The sequence below is a fragment of the Spiribacter salinus M19-40 genome (genome assembly GCF_000319575.2).
In the GTDB taxonomy this organism is placed as follows: Bacteria; Pseudomonadota; Gammaproteobacteria; order Nitrococcales; family Nitrococcaceae; genus Spiribacter; species Spiribacter salinus.
In genome coordinates, this window is record NC_021291.1 from 110,116 (window position 1) to 131,900 (window position 21,785).

The window sequence follows — 21,785 nt, forward strand, 5'->3', positions numbered from 1 at the left end:
TTCGAGTATGACAAACGACGGCCAATCAGCCTATCAGTGAATGGTGGGCCCGCCAGGATTCGAACCTGGAACCAAAGGATTATGAGTCCTCTGCTCTAACCATTGAGCTACGGGCCCGATCAAAGACCTTATCTCCGCAGCCTGAACACTATAAGAGATCGTTGCGAAAACGGACATGGATTTAAGGCGAAAAAAAACCCCGCGAGGCGGGGTTTTTCTGGGGGAGGTCAGTTCTTTAGAACTGCCAGCGGCTACCGACGTATACGTTGTCGGCAGAGGTGCCGTCACTATTTTCGCCGTTGGTCATACCGACAAAGACATCCAGGCCGGCCCCCAGGAGAGTGCGAGCTTCGACGCCAGTGGAAGAATCATCATCGCCGTTTGCGCCGTCGTCACTGCCGTGCATCACGTATAGGGTGGTACTATCGGCAACCGGGATACCGGCTGCAATTGTGTACGGCATGTCTCCGTTGCTTGCCTGATCATCGTCGCGGTCCTCTACGCGCGCCGTCAGTGTAGCGACGTCAAGGTCTACCGTTCCAGCAACCGTCAGGCGCTCCGTCCGAACGGTATCGGTATCCGAGTCGCTATAGACCGCTGCGAGGGTACCAACACCGATGTCTGCGCTGATCGCGAATTGAGTATCTTCAACGCCAGCACCATTCCGAGTATTGACGTAACCACCAACGGTGACCGGGGATCCCCCAAGGTCGCTCGTTACAGTGAGGCTGTCCACGGTGTTGAAATCCGCTCCACCAATGCCGTCGAAATTACGAGGCTGAAGCGCAAAGACCTGGGAATCGGCAAACTGATAGTGCAGGTCGTCGGTCCGACCGGCAGTAATGTCAGCGCCAGGGAAGCTGAAAGTAACGAAGCCGTACTCGACATACGGATCGCCAGCCGCCCCACCATTTCCGCCATAGTTTGAAAGCCGTGAATAGTAGCTAGCATCAATGCCGCCAAGCAGATCGGTGGCAGAGCCAGAGGCAGCGATGTGCCAGTTGTTCATGTTCAGACTGTCGTCTGTGTTCTCGTCTGCATCTTCGAAAATCGTCTGGATGCGTCCGGACAGGTTCGGCCCATCGACGTGCTCATCAGCGATTGCAGCGGTGCTGCCGATCATTGCGGCTGCGGTGAACAGCGCGATATTCATTTTCTTCATTTCTGACCCCTTTATTGTCAGTCAAAACAACATGTTGTCTTCACTCGGGTTGGGCTGCGTTGCAGCGCCGAGACCCGGTTGAACATCGGCAGAGCTGGTTTTGTGGCGTAAAGCCAACACCTGTCTCTTTCCCGATACACGGAAGGTATACCGGGTTGTAACCGCGTTGCAACCTTTTTCAACAAAAAAGTTCACATGACGTTTGTGCGCCAAGTTGCTGATTAATAGTGGCACGTTGAATTTGGGGCAGGGAAAGACATACAGACCAGCCTCAAGGCTGTTGTTGTCTGAGCACAACGCTACGCCCCGGCGGCGTCGCTTCCGCGGGGCGTTTCGCGTCTTACTGCTCGTCGAGGAAGCTGCGTAGGCTGTCGGAGCGGGTGGGGTGGCGAAGTTTGCGCAGGGCCTTGGCCTCGATCTGGCGGATGCGCTCACGGGTCACGTCGAACTGCTTGCCGACCTCCTCGAGGGTGTGGTCGGTGTTCATATCGATGCCAAAGCGCATCCGCAGGACCTTCGCCTCGCGGGGCGTGAGGCCGGAGAGCACTTCCCGTACGGACTCGCGCAGGCCTTCACGGGTGGCGGAGTCCACGGGCGACATGACCGAGGTGTCCTCAATGAAGTCACCAAGGTGTGAGTCTTCATCATCGCCGATGGGCGTTTCCATGGAGATCGGCTCTTTGGCGATTTTGAGTACCTTGCGGACTTTGTCCTCGGGCATCTCCATGCGCTCGGCCAGCTCTTCGGGATGCGGCTCGCGGCCCATCTCCTGGAGCATCTGCCGGGAGACGCGGTTCAGTTTGTTGATCGTCTCGATCATGTGCACCGGGATCCGAATGGTCCGGGCCTGATCGGCGATCGAGCGGGTGATGGCCTGACGGATCCACCACGTCGCGTAGGTCGAGAACTTGTAACCGCGGCGGTATTCGAACTTGTCGACGGCCTTCATCAGCCCGATGTTGCCCTCCTGGATCAGGTCCAGGAACTGCAGGCCACGGTTGGTGTACTTCTTGGCAATGGAGATGACCAGGCGCAGGTTGGCCTCGACCATTTCCTTTTTGGCCCGGCGGGCCTTGGCCTCGCCAATGGACATGCGCCGGTTGATCTCCTTGATCTCCGCCGGCGGCAGGCCGGTGAGCTCGCGGATCTGGGTGAGCTCGGACTGCTCATCGAGCAGCGCCTGGCGGTGTTCCGAGAGTTTGGCGCTGTAGGGCTTTTTCGCCTTGATGACGGTGTCGATCCAGGCCGGATCGGTCTCATGCCCGGGGAAGCTCGCGATGAAATCCTTGCGCGGCATGCCCGCCTGCTTGGTGGCAACGCGCATGACCTCGCGCTCAGCGGCTCGGACACCCTCAACAGCCTTGCGCAGGTTGTTCGCCAGGCCTTCGATAACCTTCGGCACAAATTTAAAGGCAAGGAACAGGCCGGTCATTTCCTCGCGGAGATCACCGAGGCGCGGGCTGTCAGGCCCTTCTTTGTCCAGGATCTCCAGCATCTCGTTGTGTAGCACTTCGATGCGATCAAAGATCTGCGCCGCACGCTCGGGATCAGGGCCGGTGTCGGCAACAGCCGGCGCTTCAGTGTCATTTTCTGCGGCCTCTTCGGCAGCCGCCTCCGCCTCGCGCGCCGCTTCTGCTGCGGCGGCCTGGTGCGTGGCGACGATCTCGGGGACGTTGTCGACCAACTCCGTGATATCCCGGAAACCCGCAACGACATCGCCCAGACGCAACTCGCCGTTCTGGATGCCGTGGTGAAGGGCCACCATCGTCTTGGACGACTCGGGGTAGCCGGACAGTGCGCGCAGCACCTGATCAAGCCCGTCCTCGATGCGCTTGGCGAGCTCGATCTCGCCCTCACGGGTGAGGAGCTCAACCGTGCCCATCTCGCGCATGTACATGCGCACCGGGTCGGTGGTGCGGCCGAACTCGGCATCCACGGCGGCGAGTGCGGCGGCGGCCTCTTCGGCCTCGTCCTCATCCGTGGACACGGCGCCGTCGCTCAGCAACAGGGTGTCGGCATCGGGCGCGGTCTCGTGGACCGGGATGCCCATGTCGTTGATCATGCCGATGATGTCTTCAATCTGCTCCGGCTCGACAATGTCGTCGGGCAGGTGGTCATTCACCTCGGCATAGGTCAGGTATCCCTGCTCTTTACCGCGGGCGATGAGTTCACGAATCTGGGATTGCTGATCCTGGGCTGCCATATGCTACCGATGCTGTAGGTGATCCGGTGGGAGCCGCGTAGTACACGCCAACCGTGAACTATAACCGTCACTCCGCTTTATCACAACGCTTTGAGCCGAATCCACTCTTCCCATTCCTCGGGGGTGAGGGTGCCGGCCTGCAGTCGCTCGTTCAGCGATTGCAGCCGCCGGTCGGCATGCAGGTGACGGACTCGGTTCATGGCGTCCGCAAATTCCGAGCCCAACCCCGATGCCGGCACTAGATGATCCCAGGTGGCGAGCTTCCATAACGCGGCCTCGTGTTCGCTGTCCTGAAATCGCTCAAGCATTGCACTGGTGGTGATGTGGGGCTCGTGGCGGGCTAATTCAAGCAGTTGCACGAGCAGCGGCAGGCCGGGCAGATCGTCCAGACCCTTGAGGGACTCGATGTCCTCGACCTCGTTGGCCAGGCTCGGTTGCTCGAGCAGCAGTGCTATAGCTAGTCGTACGGGGGTCCGTCGCACCCCGCTGCCATCGGCAAGGCCAGGCTCCGGGGCGCTGGGTCGCCGCGTGCGCTCCGGCTTGTGGCGGCCATCCACGACACCCTCCAGATAATCGGTGTCCAGCCGGCCGAGACTGGCGATGCGCTCGAGCAGCATATGCCGGTAGACATCCGGTGGCAGGCGCTGGAGGAGCGGAATGGCTTTTTCGATAAATCGGGCGCGGCCGTCCATGCTTTGCATATCAACGCCATCACTGAGATGGGTGACGAGGTGTTCAGACAGCGAGGTCGCTTGCGTGAGGTGCGCCTCAAAGCCTTCCCGGCCCTCGGTGCGCACGAGGCTGTCCGGGTCTTCGCCATCCGGCAGGAACAAAAAGCGCACCTGCCGGCCCTGGCGCATCGCTGGCAGGGCGCTCTCCAGCGCCCGCCAAGCCGCCCGCCGCCCGGCCTCATCGCCATCGAAGCAGAAAATAATGTCACTGCTCGCGCGAAAGAGCCGCTCGACTTGATGGGTTGAGGTGGCGGTGCCGAGTGTGGCCATTGCCCGCGGAACGCCGTGCTCTGCCAGCGCAACGACATCCATGTAGCCCTCCACCACCACGATGTCCGGTGGGTGGCGATCGGCAAGGAGGACCTCGTGGAGGCCGTAGAGCTCCTGGCCTTTTTGGAAGACGGGCGTCTCCGGCGAGTTGAGGTATTTGGGTTCGCCGTCGTCGAGCACCCGCCCACCGAATCCAATGGTGCGCCCGCGCCGGTCGCGGATGGGAAAGATGATCCGATCCCGGAAGCGATCGTAGGTGCGGTTACCTTCCCGCTCGATGAGCAGGCCGGCCCGTTGCAGGTTGCTGGGATCGCCCAGCGCTTTGAGCAGGTTATCCCAGCCCGGAGGCGCGAAGCCGATGGCGTAACGTTGAGCGATCTCCCCGCTCACGCCGCGCTGGCGCAGGTACTCGATGGCCCGCTCGCGCTGGGGGTGTTGGCGCAGCCAACCCTGAAACGTGCGGCTTGCCCGCTCGAGTAGGTCGTAGAGCGCGCCTTGCTCCGGGCGTGGGGCGGCCTGTCGGGATTCTTCAGGGATTTCCATGCCCGCGAGCGTGGCGAGTTGCTCGACCGCCTCGCGAAACTCGAGCCGATCGTATTCCATGAGAAAGCGAATGGCGCTGCCATGCGCCCCACAACCAAAGCAGTGGTAGAACTGCTTGTCGGCGGCAACGGTAAACGAGGGGGTCTTTTCGCCATGGAAAGGACACAGGCCGTGGAAGTTGCTGCCAGAGCGGCGAAGTTGCACGCGCTCGCCCACCACTTCCGCGATGTCCACGCGGGCAAGCAGCTCGTCGATAAAGTGATCAGGAATACGACCGGCCATGGGCTCATACCTTACGGCAAAGCGCCGGGTGGCAGCAGAGGAATGTGTCGCTATTGAAGGTGGGCTTTCACGCGGGCGCTGACATCGCTCATGTCGGCGCGGCCCTGCACCTGGGGCTTGAGCAGGCCCATGGCCTTGCCCATGTCGCGAATGCCCTCGGCGCCACTGTCGCGGATGGCGGCGGTGACGAGCGCGTCGATTTCGGCATCGGTCAGGGGCTGGGGCAGGAATTCGCCAATGATGGCGATCTCGGCGTGTTCAGCGGCGGCGAGTTCATCCCGACCGGCAGACTCGTACTGCTCGACGGATTCGCGCCGCTGTTTGACCATTTTATCGAGGATAACCAGCACATCGGCGTTGTCCAGCTCGCGACGCTCATCAACTTCTTTTTGCTTGATCGCGGCGCTGATCATGCGCAGTGTGCCGAGGCGGGGTTTATCGCCGGCGCGCATCGCCGCTTTGACCGCATCGGTAATGCGCGTCTTGAGAATGCTCACCGGCCGGCCTGCTTAGTAGAGGCGCTGGGTGCGCTGGCTCTCGCGCTGGACGCGCTTGGCATGGCGCTTTACCGCGGCCGCCTGCTTGCGCTTGCGCTCCTGGGTGGGCTTTTCATAATGCTCGCGGCGGCGTACCTCGGAGAGGACACCGGCCTTCTCGCATGACCGCTTGAAGCGGCGGAGGGCCACCTCAAAGGGCTCGTTTTCGCGAACCTTAACGCTCGGCATAGAGTTCTGACCTTACCGTTGAACTGTAATCGACGTATGATCGGCCTGCGCCAATCGAGCCCGGTAGTGTAAGCCTGGCCACCACCAAATGCAAAAGCCCGTGAGCTTGTCATGTCATGACCGTGTTGGGGATCGAGACCTCTTGCGATGAGACCGGCCTTGCGCTTTACAGCGCGGCGGACGGGCTGCTGGCGCATCAGCTCCACAGCCAGGTGGACACCCACGCCCTGTACGGCGGTGTCGTGCCTGAGTTGGCCTCGCGCGATCACATTCAGCGCGTCCTGCCCCTGGCCCAGGCCTGCCTTGAAGAGGCCGGCTTGCAGCGCGGTGATCTCACTGGGATCGCCTACACCCGTGGCCCCGGGCTTGCCGGGGCGTTGTTGGTGGGCGCTTCGGTGGCGCGGAGCCTGGCCTGGGCGATGAACTGCCCCGTGCTGGGTATCCATCATATGGAGGCGCACTTGCTCGCCCCCATGCTTGAGCCTGATCCGCCGGCGTTCCCGTTTCTGGCCCTGCTGGTCTCTGGCGGTCACACCATGCTGGTCCAGGTGGCGGCGATTGGTCGCTACGAGGTGCTGGGTGAGTCGGTGGACGATGCCGCTGGCGAGGCCTTTGATAAGACCGCCAAGCTCCTCGGCCTGCCGTATCCCGGCGGGCCGCAGCTTGAGGCCCTGGCGCGCCAGGGTGATCCGCAGCGGTTTCGGTTTCCGCGACCGATGACTGATCGCCCCGGCCTTGATTTCAGTTTTAGCGGGCTGAAGACCGCCGTGGTGAACACCGTGCGCGAGGCCGGCACGGATGCACAAACCCAGGCCGACGTCGCCCGGGGTTTTCAGGATGCGGTGGTTGAAACGATGGCCATTAAGATCCGCCGGGCGTTAAAGCACACGGGTGCCCGCCATTTGGTGGTGGCCGGTGGCGTTGGCGCCAATCAGGCGCTGCGTGATCGCCTGCGCGATGTGGCCGAGGCCGAAGGCGCCCAGGTGGCCTATCCGCGGCTGGCGTTTTGTACCGACAACGGCGCCATGATTGCGTATGCGGGGCATTGTCGACTCGCCGCCGGTGAGCAGGATCGCGATGACGTGGACGTGCGGCCGCGCTGGCCGATGAGTGAGCTGCAAGCTCCGGGGCCTGCTGCCGCGCCGGCCGCGGGTTAAGGGCTTACTTCCCCTTGCCGATCCGCGGTTCTGTGCCTGCGGCGATGCGGCGGATATTGCCGCGGTGGCGCCAGGCGGTGAGCCCGGCCATGGCCCCCGCGGCGGCAGCGAGCGCGGGCGAGCCAATAAGGACCAGACAGTAAACCGGGGCAAGCGCGAAGCTGAGCAGCGCGGCCAGCGAGGAGATCCGAGCCAGGGCGGCCACGACGAGCCACGTCCCCACCACAGCCAGGCCCACCGGCCACGACCAGGCCAGCATCACCCCCAGCCCGGTGGCGATGCCCTTACCGCCACGAAAGCCAAAGAACACGGGATAAAGATGGCCGAGAAAGGCGGCGAGCCCCACCGCAGCCAGCATCCAGGGGGACACCCCGGTCAGATGGGCGATCAGCACGGGCACCACGCCTTTCAGGCCATCAGCAATCAGGGTGATGGCGGCGGCTTTGCGACCACCAAGGCGGAGCAGGTTGGTGGCGCCCGGGTTGCCGCTGCCGCCTTGCCGGGGATCGCCGAGCCCCATCAGGCGAGCGACGACGATGCCGGCGGATACAGAGCCAGCCAGATACCCCAGAACGACCAGCAATATCCCGAACATGCCGGCATTCCACCCCGTGGCCCGGCCGGGGTCAAGCAGGCCTTGTGCTCCCCGCGGTGACATGGAATGCTCACTCGCCCATGGACACGGTATTCCTGCAAGGCCTCGAGCTGCGCTCGGTAATTGGCGTACATGCCTGGGAGCGGGCGTTCGCCCAGCGACTGAAACTCGATTTACGCCTGGCTGTGGATACCGGTGCAGCCGCCGCCTCCGATGACCTGGCCGACGCGGTGGACTATGCCGCGCTGGCCGAGCAACTCACCCAAACGGCCGCGGCCGCTGACTGCCAACTCATTGAGGCACTGGCTGATCGGCTGGCCGCGACCGTGCTGAGCCACGCCGCCATTCAGTCGGTTGACCTGACCCTTCATAAGCCCGGCGCCCTGCCGGCGGCAACGGATGTCGGGGTGGCGATCACCCGCAGTCAGCAAGAGGCCCCATGACCCGCGCCTATCTCAGCATTGGCAGTAACATCGAGCCGGAGCGCCATGTGCGCGCCGCTGTCGCCGCCCTGCATGCGCGCTATGGCGAGCTTATCCTCTCGCCGGTTTATCAGACGCCCGCGGTCGGGTTTGACGGTGCGGATTTCTACAACCTGGTCATTGGCCTCGATACCGAGGAGTCCGCTGAGCAACTCGCCGCGGCCTGTCGCGAGATTGAAACCGATCAGGGACGCACCCGCGGTGCGCAGCGCTTTAGCGCGCGGACCCTCGATATTGATTTACTCACGCTGGGGAACATCTTGCGTGAGGATGTACCGATTCTGCCGCGTGACGAAATCCAGAAGTACGCGTTCGTGCTCAAGCCACTGGCGGATGTGGCCCCGGATGAGCGTCATCCGGTGGATGGACGCCGCTACGCCGATCTTTGGGCGGAGTTCGAGGGCGAGGGGCCGAATGGTGCGGAACTGCCCCCGGTTGACCTGGACCTGACCGCCGAAGCGACCGGCTGACGTGGCGCGACAGACTCCGCCACCGCCCCCGCAGCCGGATGCTGCCGCGCAAGAACATAGCCGGCAGCTGCGTGAGCGGATTGATGCGGCCATTGCCATGGCGGGCGGCACCCTCGATTTTGCCGAGTACATGGCACTTGCGCTGTATGCCCCAGGGCTGGGTTATTACAGCGCGGGCCAGCAGCGCTTCGGCGCCGAGGGCGACTTCACCACCGCGCCGCTGATGAGCGATCTATTCGCGCGCACCCTCGCCCGCGAGGTCGAGCGCATTAACGTCGCGTGTGGGGGCGACACGGTACTGGAATTCGGCGCGGGCACGGGGCAGATGGCCGCTGATATCCTGGCCGAGCTCGAGGCACGCCACGCCTTGCCCGAGCGGTATTTGATTCTGGAAGTGAGCGCTGATTTGCGGGCCCAGCAGGCCGAGACCTTGCAGTCGCGTGTGCCCGCGCTCGCCGATCGGGTGAGTTGGCTGGATCGGTTGCCGTCGACCCCGATTCGTGGCGTGATCCTGGCCAATGAGGTGATGGATGCCCTGCCGGTGCAGCGCTTTCACCGGGCAGAAACCGGGGTTGAAGCCCTGGGCGTGGGTCATGATGAGGCTGGTGCGCTGTGTTGGCGGACCATGCCGGCCGACTCGGCGCTCGCCGAGGCGGTGGCGGCGATCGAGTCCGAGATCGGCGATACGCTGCCCTCAGGCTATGCCTCCGAGTGGTGCCCAGGCCTCGCGCCGTGGGTCAATGCGCTCTCGGCGCTGATTGAGGCGGGCGCGGCGTTGCTGATCGACTATGGCTATCCACGGCGGGAGTATTATCATGCGCAGCGGCAGACCGGCACACTGCTGTGTCACTACCGCCATCGGGCGCATGATGATCCGTTTTACTGGCCGGGGCTGCAGGACATCACCGCCTCGGTCGATTTCACGCTGGCCGCCCGGGCGGGCCAGCAAGCCGGGCTCGAGGTGTTGGGGTTTACCACGCAGGGGAACTTCCTGACCGGTGCCGGGCTGCCACAGCTACTGGAAGAAACCGCGGCTGGCGATCCCAATCGGGCCGCCGAGCTCGCTCAGCAGGCCAAGCCGTTGCTGTTTCCCGATGAAATGGGGGAGCGCTTCAAGGTGCTGGCGCTGGGACGTGCGCTTGACGAACCGCTCGCGGGTTTTTCCTTTACCGATCATCGGCAAAGGTTGTAACCCTCAAGACAACCCCGGTTTACTTGCTGGCAACGGCAGCACACGCAGACACAACAAAGGAAGAGCATGGCGACCTGGGGGCCGGAAACCTGGTTTTATCGATACCTTGCCGCACCAATCCGCGAGGTGCTGGAAGATGGTGGTGGGGGTGAGCAGCGACTCAAAGCTCGCCGTTACAATGACTTATGTGTGTTGTTTACCGATATTCGCGGATTTACTGCACTCTCTCAAACGATCGATCCAGATCTGCTCAGTCGCACGGTCGGCATCCACGCCCGCTATCAGTCGCAGTCGGTGGAGCGGTTTGGCGGTTATGTCGATAGTTTCTTCGGTGATGGCTTGATGGCCATTTTTGAGGGCGACGGTATGGAGGCAAGAGCCTGTCAGTGCGCCCTCGAGGTGATGGAGCAGTCTCACCGTCCACCGGAAAGCGCGGATGTCCGGGCGGTTCCGATCGGCATCGGGATCCATTCCGGGTCGGTGGTCCGCGGGAGCTTCGGGAGCGAGCACTGGCAGACCTACACCACCATTGGCGCGGCAGTGAACATTGCTGCCCGGCTGTGTGATCACGCCGCCGGCACCGAGATCGTGATCAGCGACACGGTTCGTCAGGCACTGCCGTGGCCAGAACGTGACGGGGCCATTCTTTTTGACCCGGTAACGGGTGAGCCACCACGCGATGTGGATCCTGGCCTCCCGCTCTACCGGATTCGGCGAGGCTGATGGACAGCGCCCAGGCATTCTGGCTGGGGCTGATTCAGGGGATCACCGAATTCCTGCCGATCTCGAGCTCCGCGCATCTCATTCTGCTTCCTCAGCTGCTCGGCTGGCCTGATCAGGGGCTGGCTTTCGATGTCGCCGTCCATGTCGGGACACTGCTGGCGGTGGTGTGGCACTTCCGTCGCCAGCTGCTGCCGCTGGCGAGCCAAACGCTGGCGTCCGCCTCGCGCCGCGAGGCGGTGGGTGAGAGCGGGCTGGGCTGGGCGTTGATCATTGGCACCATGCCATTGGTGCTGGGGGCGCTGGTCTTGGCGGATGCCGCGGAAACCGTCTTTCGGGGCCCGCAGGTCATCGCCTGGGCCACCATCGGGTTCGGCCTGCTGCTGTGGCTGGCCGCGCGGCGGGGCAATCGGGGTAAGGATGAGTTCGATATCGGCCCCTGGCAGGCGCTCTTTATTGGTTCGGCCCAGGTGCTCGCGATCATTCCGGGTACCTCACGCTCGGGGATCACCATGACGGCGGGTTTGTGGCTGGGCCTGGAGGCCACAGCCGCCGCGCGATTCTCCTTCCTGCTCTCCATTCCCGCGATCGCGTTGGCGGGCATCTGGAAGACCTGGCAGCTCATGAGTACACCGGCACCCGTTGACTGGGGTGTATTTGCGCTGGGTGTGGTGGTGGCGGGGGCGTCGGCCTACACCTGCATTCGGGTGTTTCTGGCGCTTGTCGCGCGCATCGGCATGACGCCGTTTGTGGTCTATCGCCTGGCGCTGGGCGTGGCGTTATTGATCGTGTTCGGCCCGGGCCTGGCCGACTGACTCAATCCGACGGCTGGAGCCTGGCGAGTTCAGCCAGGCGGGCTTTTTCAATCGCCTCGCCCACGGCCGGCCCCTTGAGCCCTTGCTCAACAAACGGCCGGGCCTCAATGGCCTGGCAGCGGCGCAGGGCCTCACGCAAATAATCTGCCTGGGGATAGGGCCGGTGTTCCAGGCCGAGCCGGCCGCGATAGTCGGCCTCGCAGGCGGTTAAAAAGCCATCGACCCGCTCTGGGCGGCGAAACGCATCCATACCGTTCAGCAGCCCGAGCAGAGTCTCGGGGCGAAGCTCGCGGACGCGATGGCAGTCGAGGTGATAGCGCGTGACGGCGCAGGCCAGATCGCGGGTGTCACTGGGTACGCGCAGGCGTTCACACAGGCCCTCCGTTAGCGGTACGCCCCGCGCCTCATGACCCCGATGGCGCGGGAGCTCCTCGGCCGGCGTGATGCCCTTGCCCAGATCATGAACCAGTACCGAGAAACGGGTCGCCAGATCGGCATCAAGGCCGGCAGCCTGATCGAGGGCCAGCAGAACATGCTCGCCGCTGTCGATTTCCGGGTGATGCTTGACGGGCTGAGGCACGCCAAACAGGCGATCCACTTCGGGGAACAGGACGGCGAGCGCGCCTGTGTCGCGGAGTACCCGAATAAAAGCCGACGGGGTGGGGGCCATCAGCGCCTTGGCCGTCTCCTGCCAGACGCGCTCGGGCACCAGCGCATCCACTTCGCCGGTCGCGACCATTTCCTGACACAGCGCGAGGGTGTCCTCGGCAACCCGAAAGCCCAGCGGTGCGAATCGGGCGGCGAAGCGAGCCAGCCGAAGGATGCGCACCGGGTCTTCACGAAAGGCCTCGGAGACATGGTGCAGGCGGCGTGCGTGCAGGTCGGCCTGGCCGTTGTAGGGGTCAATGATCTCGCCCTCGGGCGAGCGCGCCATGGCGTTAATGGTCAGGTCGCGACGGCTGAGGTCGGCCTCGAGGGTGACCTCCGGGTCGGCGTGAAACGTAAAGCCGTGATAGCCCGGGGCGACCTTGCGCTCCGTGCGTGCCAGGGCGTATTCCTCGCCGGTGTCCGGGTGCAGGAAAACCGGGAACGTGCGACCGACGGGCCGGTAGCCTTCCGCCTGCATCGCCTCGGGTGTGGCACCAACGACGACCCAGTCGCGCTCGGTCACCGGCAAGCCCAGCAAACGGTCACGAACGGCACCTCCCACTTCATAAATGGTCAGTGGCTGGCCACTCACTCAGCCATCCCGGCCTGCATCTCGGCGCCACTCGTCATACCGATCGCGGGTATTGGAGCCACTCAGGTAGCTCGGTGCGACGGCCTCCAGAGCGGTGGGGTGGATGCCCAGATCGTCCAGGCCGTTGTGCTGGCAGACATTGTCGACCTGAGCCGAGAGGTAATTGTCGACGGTGTAGGGCTTGCCCGGGACATGCTGCATGATCTGGCCTTGCAGCCGCGATAGGCCATCGGGCAGGCCCACAATCAGGCGCCGGCGATCCAGCAGTTCGGCGACATACCGCACCAGCGCCTCGAGGGTATAGACCGTCGGCCCGCCGAGTTCATAGGTGCGCCCGAAACTCTCCCGGTCTTCCAGGACCTGTTCGAAGGCGGTGGCGACATCCCCCACGTACACCGGCTGGAAACGGGCTTTCGGTGTGGGCAGCGGCATCGCGGGTGTGATCTTAAGCATGCCGGCGAATGTGTTGAGGAAGTTGTCCTCACGGCCAAACACCACGGAGGGCTGGAAGACTGTGACGGCGAAGTGCTCGTTATGGGCGGCCAGCGCCATACGCTCGCCCTCGCCCTTGGTCTGCTGATAGCGACTGGGGCCATCCGGGTCAGCCCCAAGGGCGCTCATGTGCAGCAGGCGCTTCACGCCTGTGTCGCGACACGCGGCCAGAATCTTCTCGACGAGATGAACATGCACATCTTCGAAGCGCCGCCCCGACTTTTTGCCTTCGTTGAGAATGGCAACCAGGTTGATCACCGCATCGACGTCTTCCAGATGGTTGTGTAGATCCACCGGGTTGTGGACGTCGGCCTCAAACAGATCCAGGTTCGGGATGGGCAGCAGATGGCGATTGCGCTCACGGTGCCGCGTCAGCACCTTGATGCTGATTGAGGTGTTTGCCAGACGGTTGGCGATCTCGCGGCCGATAAAGCCCGTGCCGCCGAGGATGCAGACGCGACGAATTCGCATGATGTCCGCGCTCCCGTTCATCAATGAATGTTGGCTCTATTGTAGAGCAAAGCGTGCGCCCATCGTTATGCCATAATCTCGGCCTTCCCAGCTGGCCCTCGGGAGGGCGCTTGTTTGATCTGCTGATTTATCTCGTCGCCGGCGTGGCCGTGGGCCTGGGCTCTGGCCTGTTCGGTATTGGCGGCGGGCTGATCGTGGTGCCCGTGCTGTTGCCGGTGTTTGCGGCTCAGGGGCTGGGGACGGATGTCGCCATGCACGTTGCGGTGGCAAGTTCGCTGGCGACCATCGTGGTGACAACGGCATCGTCGGCCCGCGCGCATTGGAAGCTGGGGAATATCGTCGGCCGTGCCTTGCCCTGGCTGATTAGCGGGCTCGTTGTCGGCTCATTCGCGGGCGCACAGATTGCGGCAGCCGTACCGGGTCGCGCGCTGCAGATCATCTTCGGTGCGTTTGTCATATTACTTGCGGTGCGGATGGCGCTGGTGGGTCAGGTGCCGCCCGGGCGCGTCATGCCCCCTCCGCCAGTGGTCACGGGCGTGGGTGGAGTGATCGGGACCATCGCCGGCATGGTCGGCATTGGCGGTGGCGCATTGATCGTGCCGTTTCTGGCCTGGACCGGGGTGGAGATGCGTAAAGCCGTGGGCACCTCGGCGGCCAGCAATGTCTGCGTGGCCATCGCCGGTACGCTTGGCTTTATCGTGGCAGGGGTCGGTGAGGCAGGATTACCTGATTGGAGCACGGGGTATATCTACTGGCCCGCTGTGGGTGGGATCACGCTCGCGAGCGTTTTTACCGCGCCGCTTGGGGCAAAACTCGCTTCGCGGCTGCCGGCGCAGGTGCTGCGCCGGGCCTTTGCCGCGTTCCTGGTGGTCGTTGGGCTGAAGATGCTCGTCGGTTGAGCGATTAGGTCAGGCCAAGCAGCTTTTCAAGATAGTGAATATTGGTGCCGCCGGCGCGGAAGCCGTGGTCGGTTAGCAGGCGCTGATGCAGTGGCGTGTTGCTCTGAATCCCCTCGATGACGAGCTCGCTCAGGGCTGTTCGCATGCGCGCAATGGCACTGTCGCGGTCTTCGCCCCAGGTGATGATCTTGCCGATCATCGAGTCGTAGTGCGGCGGGACGATGTAGCCGGTATAGACGTGTGAGTCCACGCGCACACCGGGTCCGCCAGGTGGGTGATACAAGCTGATCTGCCCGGGTGAGGGCATGAAGCGCTCCGGGTCTTCGGCGTTGATCCGGCACTCAATGGCATGGCCACGGAATTCAATATCCGATTGCGAGAACGACAGGGGCTCGCCGGCGGCCACCCGTATCTGCTCCGCCACCAGATCGCGTCCGGTCACCATCTCGGTGACGGGGTGTTCGACCTGGATGCGGGTGTTCATTTCGATGAAGTAGAACTCGCCATCCTCGTAGAGAAACTCGAAGGTGCCAGCGCCCCGGTAGCCGAGCGTCTGACACGCCTTGGCGCAGCGCTCGCCGATCGCGGCCCGCTCTTCCGGTGTAATGCCGGGGGCGGGGCTCTCCTCGATCACCTTTTGGTGGCGGCGCTGCATGGAGCAGTCGCGCTCACCCAGGTGCACGGCATTGCCGTGCTCGTCAGCCATGACCTGGATTTCGACATGGCGGGGATTGCCCAGGTACTTCTCCATGTAGACGATGCTGCTGCCAAACGCGTTGGCCGCCTCGGCTCGGGTTACGGAGATTGCGTGCAGCAAGGCGGCCTCACCGTGGACCACGCGCATGCCCCGACCACCGCCACCCGCGGCGGCCTTGATGATGACCGGGTAGCCGATGTCGCGGGCGAGCTTGAGGTTGGTGGCCTCGTCATCATCCAGCGGCCCACCGGAGCCCGGCACGCACGGCACGCCGGCCGCTTTCATTGCATCGATGGCCGAGACCTTGTCGCCCATCAGTCGAATGGTCTCTGCGCGCGGACCGATAAAGCGAAAGCCGGATTCCTCGACGCGCTCGGCAAAATCCGCGTTCTCGGAGAGAAAACCGAAGCCGGGGTGGATGGCCATCGTGTCGGTGAGCTCCGCCGCGCTAATAATCGCCGGGATGTTGAGGTAACTCTCCGCAGATGACGGCCCGCCAATGCAGACGGACTCGTCCGCCAGCCGAACGTGTTTCAGGTCACGATCGGCTGTGGAGTGGACAGCGACGGTGCTGATCCCGAGGCTGCGGCAGGCGCGCAGAATCCGCAGGGCGATCTCGCCGCGGTTGGCAATGAGGACCTTTTCAATCATGACGAGGCCCTACTCAATGATGAACAGCGGTTGATCAAACTCCACCGGCTGGCCGTTTTCCAGCAGGACGGTGCTGACAACGCCGCTGCGGTCGGCCTCGATCTGGTTGAGCATCTTCATCGCTTCGATGATGCACAGGGTATCGCCTGCGCTAACCGTCTGGCCTTCTTCCACAAAGGGGGCGGCGTCGGGCGCGGGTGACCGATAAAAGGTGCCAACCATGGGTGAGCGCACGGCATGGCCGGTCACTTCAGGGGTTGCCGACGCGCTCGCGGTCTCAGCGGGTGCCGGTGCTGGTGCAGGGGCTGCGGCGGCCACTGGTGCGGGTGCGGGTGCGGGTGCCGGAGCAGCCGGGGCGCCACGGGCAATGCGGACGCTCTCCTCACCTTCGTGAATTTCGATTTCGTTGACGCCCGACTCGTCGAGGAGCTCGATCAGGCGTTTGATCTTGCGAATGTCCATAAGTGCTTCAGTTCCGTTCCGCGGCCTGCAGGATGGCCTGCAGTGCCAGCTCGTAGCCGATGGGACCCAGGCCCGCAATAACGCCGCGCGCGGCATCCGAGAAATACGAATGCTGCCGGAAGGGCTCGCGGGCCTGGATGTTGGATAAGTGGACCTCGATAAACGGGATCGCGACTCCGGTCAGGGCATCGCGTAAGGCCACGCTGGTGTGGGTGAAGGCGGCCGGATTGATGATGATGGCCTCAACGCCCTGACGGCTTGCCTCCTGGACGCGCTCAACCAGTGCATGCTCGGCATTGCTCTGGAACGTCTCAAGGTGCGCCCCGGCCGCCTTGGCCTGGTCGGCCAGCCGCTGATCGATCGTGGCCAGGTCAGTCGGGCCGTAGACATCCGGCTCACGCTGTCCGAGCAGGTTGAGATTGGGCCCGTGCAAGACCAGGACACGCGTCATGACAGCGCTCTTCGCCACAAAAGTGCGAGAAGTTTGCCCCATGAACGGCTTTTTTGTCCATTGTCACGACTGATCGCGGCGACTTCGCCGCATTTAAGCCCTATTCGTCGGTGAGATCCTCGAGAATCGGGCGCAGATCCGGTTCGTGGAGCTGACCGCTAAAGCGCTCGTGGATGCGCCCGTCACGGTCGATGATCACGGTGTAGGGCAGTGTCCCGCGGTCGTTGCCATACGCGGCCGCGACATCCAGGGCCGCCTCCATGCCATAGAGCGTGGGATAGCCCATGTCGACCTGATCGATAAAACCCCGAATGGGCTCGGGGTCGTCGATCGCGACCCCGAGAAACTGAACGCCCTGGTCGTCAAAGGCTGTTTGCAGTTCGGTGAATAGCGGGATTTCCTCCCGGCACGGGGCACACCAGGTCGCCCAGAAGTTGAGGACCACGATGTCGCCATCCCACTCCGCGATGCGGCGGCGTTCACCGGCGAGGTCGGGCAAGGTGAAGTCAGGGCGCTGGACGGTTTCTTCCGGTGTCTGCTGCAGCCATATCACGGCGGCGACGCCGCCGCCGGCACCGATCACCGCGGCTAACAGAACGGTAAGGGCTGTTCGCAGTCCGCCGGTCATGGCCTAGCGCTCACTGAGCCCGGCACGGGCCCGGGCAATAAAGGGATCGGCGTCCAGGAAGCCGAGGACGCGGGCGTCGCGGTTTTCCTGCCCGTCCGGGCCATAGAAGATGATCGCCGGCGGCAGGTACACCTCGAGGCGCTGCATCAGCGCGCGGTGATTATCGTTCATGGCGGTGACGTCTGCGCGCAGCAACATGGCCTTGGCGACGGCGTCCTGCACCCGCGGGTCGGTGAACGTGCGTTGTTCAAGTTGCACGCAATAGACGCACCAGTCGGCATAAATATCGATCATCACCGGCCGGCCCGCTGCTTTCGCATCCTGCAGGGCCACCTCAAGCTCGCCCGGGCTTTCGATATCCCGGAAGGCCAGGCCTTCCGTGGCGCTTGTGCCACCAGTGCCGCCCACGCCGGCCAGGGGCCGCAGCACATCACCGCCGCCCGTGGCCGCACCCACCAGGCTGGCGCCGCCCCACACCATCAGTGCTAGTCCCAGGGTGCGGGCTAAGCGCTGCGCAGGGCGAACCGGCGGTGTCAGGCGTTCCGTTGCGCCGAGCCAAACCCCCGCACCGATGAACAGCACACCCCATAGCGCCAGAACGATCGGGCCGGCCAGGAAGCGCTCGAGCATCCAGAGCGCGACGGCGAGGAACCCCACGCCAAAGATGGCGCGCACGGTGTTCATCCAGGGCCCGCTGTGGGGCAGCCAGCGACCGGCCGCGGTGCCGATCAACAACAACGGCAGGCCCATGCCGTTGGCCAGGGTAAAGAGCGCCAGTCCGCCGAGCCAGGCATCACCGGTGCTGCCGATGAACACGAGCGCGGCGATCAGCGCCGGCCCGGAGCAGGCCCCAACAATGAGCGTGGAGAGGATCCCCATGATCGCCACGCCCACCAGCGTGCCGCCGCGCTGGCGGTTGGAGAGTGTGGTGAGGCGGGTTTGCAGCGCCGTGGGAATGCGGAACTCGAACACCCCGAACATCCCCAGCGCCAGGATGACGAACATGGCGGCGAACGCCCCGAGCACCCAGGGCGATTGCAGGTCGGCCTGAATGGCCGCGCCGGTGAGTCCGGCGGCCACGCCGGCGAGTGCATAGGTAATGGCCGTGGACTCTACATACACTAGGGACAGGCCAAGCGCCCGAAGGCTGCCACTGCGATGCGGGTCACCCGCGATGAGCCCCGAGAGGATGGGGATCATCGGATACAGACAGGCGGTGAAGGCGAGCAGAATGCCGGCGGCGAAAAAGCCGGCGAGCATGGCGGGCACGCTGGCCTCGTTCAGCAGGCGCTCCAGACGGCCGGCCTCACCGCCCCCGGCGCTCGGCTGGGCCTCGGCAACGGGGTTCTCGGCGCCGCTGTCAGTCGTGCCGACGGCCGGCGCCTCCGGGTTGATCGCGTAGTCGCCAGCGCCCCCGTCCAGCCGGGTCGAGACGGTGTAAGGCGGGTAGCAAACGCCCGACTCCGAGCAGCCCTGGAAGTCCACGGTGACTGGGGCGTCATCGCCGGTGGCGGGCGGGATCGGGGCAATCAGGGTGGCCGGTTCGGTGTACACCGGCTGGACGCCAAAGAATTCGTCTTCCTTGGTCTTCGCGCTCGGGAAATCGATGGCCGCGGTATCGATGGTGTTGTCGCCGACGGTCATCGCCAGGCTGTCGCGATACAGGTAGTAGCCCGGCTGGATGTCGATGGCAACGGCCAGTTCATTGTCCGCAACGCGGTTGGCGGTAATGACAAACGCCTCTTCCACCGGTAGGACATCGTTGCTGTTGCCGCCGAACAAGCTGCTCAGGCCGCCTTGGGAGAGCGCAGTCAGCGGGATCAGCAGGAGCGCCAGCGCCGCGAAGCGCGCGAGCCGGTATCGACGAGTTGCGGGGTGCGCTTGGGTCATTGGCGGTGGGTCGTCTCTTCGCCCACCCAGGCGAGATAGCCCGCCAGGCCGGTTTCCACCGGTAGCGCCACGATCTCCGGGAGTTCATCGGGATGTAGATCGAGAATGCAGGCCTCGAGCCCCGTGTAGGCCGTAGCCGTAGTTTTTGCGACCAGTAGCCATTCCTCATCGCGCTCGACCTGGCCTTGCCAGCGGTAAACCGAGGTCAGCCCAGGGATGATGTTCACGCACGCGGCATGGCGACGCTCAACTAGCGCGTCGGCTAGCGCGTCTGCCACCGCCCGATTGGGGCAGGTCGTTAAAGTGACGAGGCGACGGGTCATTGGGCCTCCACATCCGGTCGGTCAAACTTGAATTCTATCACTGCCATCCCCATTCCATGACTCAGGTATTGACGAGGGCGATTTCGTCACTATCATTAGCACTCACCAACTGCGAGTGCTAACAACAGCACATTTTTGCTTCTATAGTTCACATTTAGGGAGAAAAGGCACATGAATCTTCGCCCGCTACACGATCGAGTCGTCGTCAAGCGCATGGAAGAAGAGCGCACCACGCCGGGTGGCATTGTCATCCCCGATACCGCTGCCGAAAAGCCCATCCGGGGCGAAGTGGTCGCGGTCGGCAAAGGCAAGCGCCTTGACAACGGTGAGGTTCGCGCCCTCGACGTCAATGTGGGGGACAAGGTCCTCTTCGGGAAGTTCTCCGGCACCGAAGTCAAAGTCGGTGAGGAAGACGTCCTGGTGATGCGCGAAGACGACATCATGGCAGTGCTCGAGGGCTAAACGCCGCGCACGCTGAACCGCAACGTCATAGACAACGGAATTAAGAGGAACAGAAACAATGGCAGCCAAAGACGTACGTTTTGGTGATGATACCCGCCATCGCATGGCCGCCGGCGTGAACACGCTGGCCAATGCGGTCAAGGTCACCCTCGGCCCGCGCGGTCGTAACGTGGTGCTGGAGAAGTCCTTCGGTGCCCCGACGGTCACGAAAGACGGTGTCTCCGTCGCCAAGGAAATCGAGCTCAAAGACAAGTTCGAGAACATGGGCGCGCAGATGGTCAAGGAAGTGGCTTCCCAGACCTCCGACGCCGCCGGTGATGGCACCACCACGGCCACCGTGCTGGCGCAGGGCATCCTGCGTGAGGGCATGAAGGCCGTCGCCGCTGGCATGAACCCGATGGACTTGAAGCGTGGCGTGGACAAGGCCGTCGAGGCCGCCGTCGCCGAGCTGCACAACCTGTCGAAGCCTTGTGAGACCGACACGGCGATCGCCCAGGTCGGCTCCATCTCTGCCAACTCCGACAAGGCCATTGGCGAGATCATCGCGGATGCCATGAAGAAGGTCGGCAAGGAAGGCGTGATCACGGTCGAGGAAGGCAGTGGTCTTGAGAACGAGCTCGACGTGGTCGAGGGCATGCAGTTCGACCGCGGTTACCTGAGCCCGTACTTCATCAACAACCAGCAGAGCATGGCCGCCGAGCTTGAGGATCCCTACATCCTGCTTTGCGACAAGAAGATCTCGAACATTCGTGATCTGCTGCCGCTGCTGGAGAACGTGGCCAAGTCCAGCCGCCCGCTGCTCATCGTCTCCGAGGACATCGAGGGCGAGGCGCTGGCTACGCTCGTGGTCAACAGCATGCGTGGCATCGTCAAGGTCGCCGCGGTCAAGGCCCCGGGCTTTGGTGATCGCCGCAAGGCCATGCTTGAGGACATCGCCATCCTGACCGGCGGCACCGTGATCTCCGAGGAAGTCGGCCTGACCCTTGAAAAGGCCACCCTGGATGATCTGGGTACGGCCAAGAAGGTCAACGTGACCAAGGAAGAAACCACCGTGGTGAACGGTGGCGGCAGTGCCGATGGCATTAAGTCCCGCGTCGATCAGATCCGCGCGCAGATGGAAGACTCCACCAGCGACTACGACCGCGAGAAGCTCCAGGAGCGCGTGGCCAAGCTCGCCGGCGGTGTCGCCGTCATCAAGGTGGGCGCCGGGTCCGAGATCGAGATGAAAGAGAAGAAGGCCCGCGTCGAGGACGCACTGCACGCCACGCGTGCCGCTGTCGAAGAAGGCATTGTGCCTGGCGGTGGCGTGGCCCTGCTGCGCGCGCTCAAGGGCCTCGATGGTCTGGCCGGCGACAACCACGACCAGGACGTTGGCGTGAACATCGTGCGTCGTGCCTTGCAGGAGCCGCTGCGTCAGATTGTCTACAACTGCGGCGAGGACTCCTCAGTCGTGGTCGACAAGGTGCAGTCCGGTGAGGGCAACTACGGCTATAACGCCCAGACCGAGGTCTACGGCGACATGGTCGAGATGGGCATCCTGGATCCGACCAAGGTGACCCGTACGGCCCTGCAGAACGCCGCTTCCGTCTCCGGCCTCATGATCACCACCGAGTGCATGATCGCCGAGCATCCGGAAGAAAAGGATGATGCCGGCGCCGGTATGGGCGGCATGGACGGCATGGGTGGCATGGGCGGCATGATGTAATCAGCCCCCGCGGCAACCCACCGGCCTGGCGCTCAGGCCGGCTTGCCTCAAAGCCCCGCTTCGGCGG

The 21,785-nt window shown here is 63.7% G+C and carries 23 protein-coding genes and 1 tRNA gene; 9 read left to right on the plus strand and 15 right to left on the minus strand.

Annotated elements, in window-relative coordinates:
- Window positions 1-41 precede the first annotated feature (41 nt).
- The 6 genes from SPISAL_RS00520 to rpsU all read right to left on the minus strand — a co-directional run bounded on the left by SPISAL_RS00520 (window position 42) and on the right by rpsU (window position 5,916).
- A tRNA-Ile gene (locus tag SPISAL_RS00520) sits at window positions 42-117 on the minus strand.
- A gap of 118 nt (window positions 118-235) precedes the next feature.
- Window positions 236-1,162, minus strand: a complete 927-nt coding sequence (locus tag SPISAL_RS00525; RefSeq protein WP_016352513.1) for a porin — start codon at window positions 1,160-1,162, stop codon at window positions 236-238.
- Window positions 1,163-1,502: 340 nt separating this feature from the next.
- Window positions 1,503-3,365: an RNA polymerase sigma factor RpoD gene (gene rpoD / locus SPISAL_RS00530; protein WP_016352514.1), complete on the minus strand. Its 1,863-nt coding sequence runs from the start codon at window positions 3,363-3,365 to the stop codon at window positions 1,503-1,505.
- Between the two features lie 80 nt (window positions 3,366-3,445).
- The gene (gene dnaG / locus SPISAL_RS00535) at window positions 3,446-5,191 is read right to left on the minus strand and encodes a DNA primase (protein ID WP_016352515.1); all 1,746 of its coding nucleotides are present in this window, start codon (window positions 5,189-5,191) and stop codon (window positions 3,446-3,448) included.
- Window positions 5,192-5,241: 50 nt separating this feature from the next.
- A complete protein-coding gene (locus tag SPISAL_RS00540) occupies window positions 5,242-5,688 on the minus strand; it encodes a GatB/YqeY domain-containing protein (protein ID WP_016352516.1) in 447 nt (148 codons plus the stop codon).
- A 12-nt stretch (window positions 5,689-5,700) separates the two neighbouring features.
- Window positions 5,701-5,916: a 30S ribosomal protein S21 gene (gene rpsU / locus SPISAL_RS00545; RefSeq protein ID WP_016352517.1), complete on the minus strand. Its 216-nt coding sequence runs from the start codon at window positions 5,914-5,916 to the stop codon at window positions 5,701-5,703.
- 116 nt (window positions 5,917-6,032) lie between these two features.
- Here rpsU and tsaD point away from each other — a divergent pair, with 116 nt between their 5' ends.
- Complete coding sequence (gene tsaD / locus SPISAL_RS00550) at window positions 6,033-7,073, plus strand: tRNA (adenosine(37)-N6)-threonylcarbamoyltransferase complex transferase subunit TsaD (RefSeq protein WP_016352518.1); 1,041 nt, start codon at window positions 6,033-6,035, stop codon at window positions 7,071-7,073.
- A gap of 4 nt (window positions 7,074-7,077) precedes the next feature.
- Here tsaD and plsY read toward each other — a convergent pair whose 3' ends face one another.
- The gene (gene plsY, locus SPISAL_RS00555; protein WP_016352519.1) at window positions 7,078-7,668 is read right to left on the minus strand and encodes a glycerol-3-phosphate 1-O-acyltransferase PlsY; all 591 of its coding nucleotides are present in this window, start codon (window positions 7,666-7,668) and stop codon (window positions 7,078-7,080) included.
- An 80-nt stretch (window positions 7,669-7,748) separates the two neighbouring features.
- On the opposite strand from plsY, the gene folB reads away from it, so the two are divergent.
- From folB to SPISAL_RS00580, 5 genes are all read left to right on the plus strand, one after another.
- Window positions 7,749-8,111: a dihydroneopterin aldolase gene (gene folB / locus SPISAL_RS00560; RefSeq protein ID WP_016352520.1), complete on the plus strand. Its 363-nt coding sequence runs from the start codon at window positions 7,749-7,751 to the stop codon at window positions 8,109-8,111.
- Window positions 8,108-8,620 carry a 2-amino-4-hydroxy-6-hydroxymethyldihydropteridine diphosphokinase gene (folK, locus tag SPISAL_RS00565; protein ID WP_016352521.1) on the plus strand — a complete coding sequence of 171 codons (513 nt, stop codon included), beginning with the start codon at window positions 8,108-8,110 and terminating at the stop codon, window positions 8,618-8,620. The genes folB and folK overlap by 4 nt, the downstream gene beginning before the upstream one ends.
- 1 nt (window position 8,621) lies before the next feature.
- The gene (locus SPISAL_RS00570) at window positions 8,622-9,812 is read left to right on the plus strand and encodes a class I SAM-dependent methyltransferase (RefSeq protein ID WP_016352522.1); all 1,191 of its coding nucleotides are present in this window, start codon (window positions 8,622-8,624) and stop codon (window positions 9,810-9,812) included.
- A 66-nt stretch (window positions 9,813-9,878) separates the two neighbouring features.
- A complete protein-coding gene (locus tag SPISAL_RS00575; protein ID WP_016352523.1) occupies window positions 9,879-10,535 on the plus strand; it encodes an adenylate/guanylate cyclase domain-containing protein in 657 nt (218 codons plus the stop codon).
- Complete coding sequence (locus tag SPISAL_RS00580; RefSeq protein WP_016352524.1) at window positions 10,535-11,347, plus strand: undecaprenyl-diphosphate phosphatase; 813 nt, start codon at window positions 10,535-10,537, stop codon at window positions 11,345-11,347. The genes SPISAL_RS00575 and SPISAL_RS00580 overlap by 1 nt, the downstream gene beginning before the upstream one ends.
- A 1-nt stretch (window position 11,348) precedes the next feature.
- On the opposite strand, the gene SPISAL_RS00585 is transcribed toward SPISAL_RS00580, so the two are convergent.
- Both SPISAL_RS00585 and SPISAL_RS00590 read right to left on the minus strand, forming a co-directional pair.
- Window positions 11,349-12,572 (minus strand): multifunctional CCA addition/repair protein, encoded by a 1,224-nt coding sequence (locus SPISAL_RS00585; protein ID WP_041389348.1) that lies wholly within the window; start codon window positions 12,570-12,572, stop codon window positions 11,349-11,351.
- A 15-nt stretch (window positions 12,573-12,587) separates the two neighbouring features.
- On the minus strand, window positions 12,588-13,550 hold the full coding sequence (locus SPISAL_RS00590; RefSeq protein WP_016352526.1) for a complex I NDUFA9 subunit family protein: 963 nt from the start codon (window positions 13,548-13,550) through the stop codon (window positions 12,588-12,590).
- A gap of 110 nt (window positions 13,551-13,660) precedes the next feature.
- Between SPISAL_RS00590 and SPISAL_RS00595 the strand changes: the two genes are divergently transcribed.
- Window positions 13,661-14,449, plus strand: coding sequence for a sulfite exporter TauE/SafE family protein (locus SPISAL_RS00595; RefSeq protein ID WP_016352527.1), 789 nt, complete (start codon window positions 13,661-13,663; stop codon window positions 14,447-14,449).
- Window positions 14,450-14,453: 4 nt separating this feature from the next.
- Here the strand turns inward: SPISAL_RS00595 and accC are convergent, their stop codons facing one another.
- The 6 genes from accC to cutA form a co-directional block, all read right to left on the minus strand.
- Window positions 14,454-15,797, minus strand: coding sequence for an acetyl-CoA carboxylase biotin carboxylase subunit (gene accC, locus SPISAL_RS00600; protein ID WP_016352528.1), 1,344 nt, complete (start codon window positions 15,795-15,797; stop codon window positions 14,454-14,456).
- Between the two features lie 9 nt (window positions 15,798-15,806).
- Complete coding sequence (gene accB, locus SPISAL_RS00605) at window positions 15,807-16,259, minus strand: acetyl-CoA carboxylase biotin carboxyl carrier protein (RefSeq protein ID WP_016352529.1); 453 nt, start codon at window positions 16,257-16,259, stop codon at window positions 15,807-15,809.
- A 7-nt stretch (window positions 16,260-16,266) separates the two neighbouring features.
- On the minus strand, window positions 16,267-16,710 hold the full coding sequence (aroQ, locus tag SPISAL_RS00610; RefSeq protein WP_016352530.1) for a type II 3-dehydroquinate dehydratase: 444 nt from the start codon (window positions 16,708-16,710) through the stop codon (window positions 16,267-16,269).
- A 100-nt stretch (window positions 16,711-16,810) separates the two neighbouring features.
- The gene (locus SPISAL_RS00615; RefSeq protein ID WP_016352531.1) at window positions 16,811-17,338 is read right to left on the minus strand and encodes a TlpA family protein disulfide reductase; all 528 of its coding nucleotides are present in this window, start codon (window positions 17,336-17,338) and stop codon (window positions 16,811-16,813) included.
- A 3-nt stretch (window positions 17,339-17,341) separates the two neighbouring features.
- A complete protein-coding gene (dsbD, locus tag SPISAL_RS00620; protein ID WP_016352532.1) occupies window positions 17,342-19,228 on the minus strand; it encodes a protein-disulfide reductase DsbD in 1,887 nt (628 codons plus the stop codon).
- Complete coding sequence (gene cutA, locus SPISAL_RS00625; RefSeq protein ID WP_016352533.1) at window positions 19,225-19,551, minus strand: divalent-cation tolerance protein CutA; 327 nt, start codon at window positions 19,549-19,551, stop codon at window positions 19,225-19,227. The genes dsbD and cutA overlap by 4 nt, the downstream gene beginning before the upstream one ends.
- 171 nt (window positions 19,552-19,722) lie before the next feature.
- Here cutA and groES point away from each other — a divergent pair, with 171 nt between their 5' ends.
- Both groES and groL read left to right on the plus strand, forming a co-directional pair.
- On the plus strand, window positions 19,723-20,013 hold the full coding sequence (gene groES, locus SPISAL_RS00630) for a co-chaperone GroES (protein ID WP_016352534.1): 291 nt from the start codon (window positions 19,723-19,725) through the stop codon (window positions 20,011-20,013).
- Between the two features lie 58 nt (window positions 20,014-20,071).
- Complete coding sequence (groL, locus tag SPISAL_RS00635; protein WP_016352535.1) at window positions 20,072-21,718, plus strand: chaperonin GroEL; 1,647 nt, start codon at window positions 20,072-20,074, stop codon at window positions 21,716-21,718.
- The last annotated feature ends 67 nt before the right edge of the window (window positions 21,719-21,785 follow it).

What these genes read in the sequence shown, in the direction of transcription:
- groES (WP_016352534.1), top strand. Translation starts at nt 19,723, where the DNA reads ATGAATCTTCGCCCGCTACACGATCGAGTCGTCGTCAAGCGCATGGAA.
- folK (WP_016352521.1), top strand. Translation starts at nt 8,108, where the DNA reads ATGACCCGCGCCTATCTCAGCATTGGCAGTAACATCGAGCCGGAGCGC.
- rpoD (WP_016352514.1), bottom strand. Translation starts at nt 3,365, where the DNA reads ATGGCAGCCCAGGATCAGCAATCCCAGATTCGTGAACTCATCGCCCGC.
- tsaD (WP_016352518.1), top strand. Translation starts at nt 6,033, where the DNA reads ATGACCGTGTTGGGGATCGAGACCTCTTGCGATGAGACCGGCCTTGCG.
- plsY (WP_016352519.1), bottom strand. Translation starts at nt 7,668, where the DNA reads ATGTTCGGGATATTGCTGGTCGTTCTGGGGTATCTGGCTGGCTCTGTA.
- dnaG (WP_016352515.1), bottom strand. Translation starts at nt 5,191, where the DNA reads ATGGCCGGTCGTATTCCTGATCACTTTATCGACGAGCTGCTTGCCCGC.
- SPISAL_RS00615 (WP_016352531.1), bottom strand. Translation starts at nt 17,338, where the DNA reads ATGACCGGCGGACTGCGAACAGCCCTTACCGTTCTGTTAGCCGCGGTG.
- dsbD (WP_016352532.1), bottom strand. Translation starts at nt 19,228, where the DNA reads ATGACCCAAGCGCACCCCGCAACTCGTCGATACCGGCTCGCGCGCTTC.
- accB (WP_016352529.1), bottom strand. Translation starts at nt 16,259, where the DNA reads ATGGACATTCGCAAGATCAAACGCCTGATCGAGCTCCTCGACGAGTCG.
- cutA (WP_016352533.1), bottom strand. Translation starts at nt 19,551, where the DNA reads ATGACCCGTCGCCTCGTCACTTTAACGACCTGCCCCAATCGGGCGGTG.
- accC (WP_016352528.1), bottom strand. Translation starts at nt 15,797, where the DNA reads ATGATTGAAAAGGTCCTCATTGCCAACCGCGGCGAGATCGCCCTGCGG.
- SPISAL_RS00580 (WP_016352524.1), top strand. Translation starts at nt 10,535, where the DNA reads ATGGACAGCGCCCAGGCATTCTGGCTGGGGCTGATTCAGGGGATCACC.
- SPISAL_RS00575 (WP_016352523.1), top strand. Translation starts at nt 9,879, where the DNA reads ATGGCGACCTGGGGGCCGGAAACCTGGTTTTATCGATACCTTGCCGCA.
- rpsU (WP_016352517.1), bottom strand. Translation starts at nt 5,916, where the DNA reads ATGCCGAGCGTTAAGGTTCGCGAAAACGAGCCCTTTGAGGTGGCCCTC.
- SPISAL_RS00590 (WP_016352526.1), bottom strand. Translation starts at nt 13,550, where the DNA reads ATGCGAATTCGTCGCGTCTGCATCCTCGGCGGCACGGGCTTTATCGGC.
- SPISAL_RS00525 (WP_016352513.1), bottom strand. Translation starts at nt 1,162, where the DNA reads ATGAAGAAAATGAATATCGCGCTGTTCACCGCAGCCGCAATGATCGGC.
- folB (WP_016352520.1), top strand. Translation starts at nt 7,749, where the DNA reads ATGGACACGGTATTCCTGCAAGGCCTCGAGCTGCGCTCGGTAATTGGC.
- groL (WP_016352535.1), top strand. Translation starts at nt 20,072, where the DNA reads ATGGCAGCCAAAGACGTACGTTTTGGTGATGATACCCGCCATCGCATG.
- aroQ (WP_016352530.1), bottom strand. Translation starts at nt 16,710, where the DNA reads ATGACGCGTGTCCTGGTCTTGCACGGGCCCAATCTCAACCTGCTCGGA.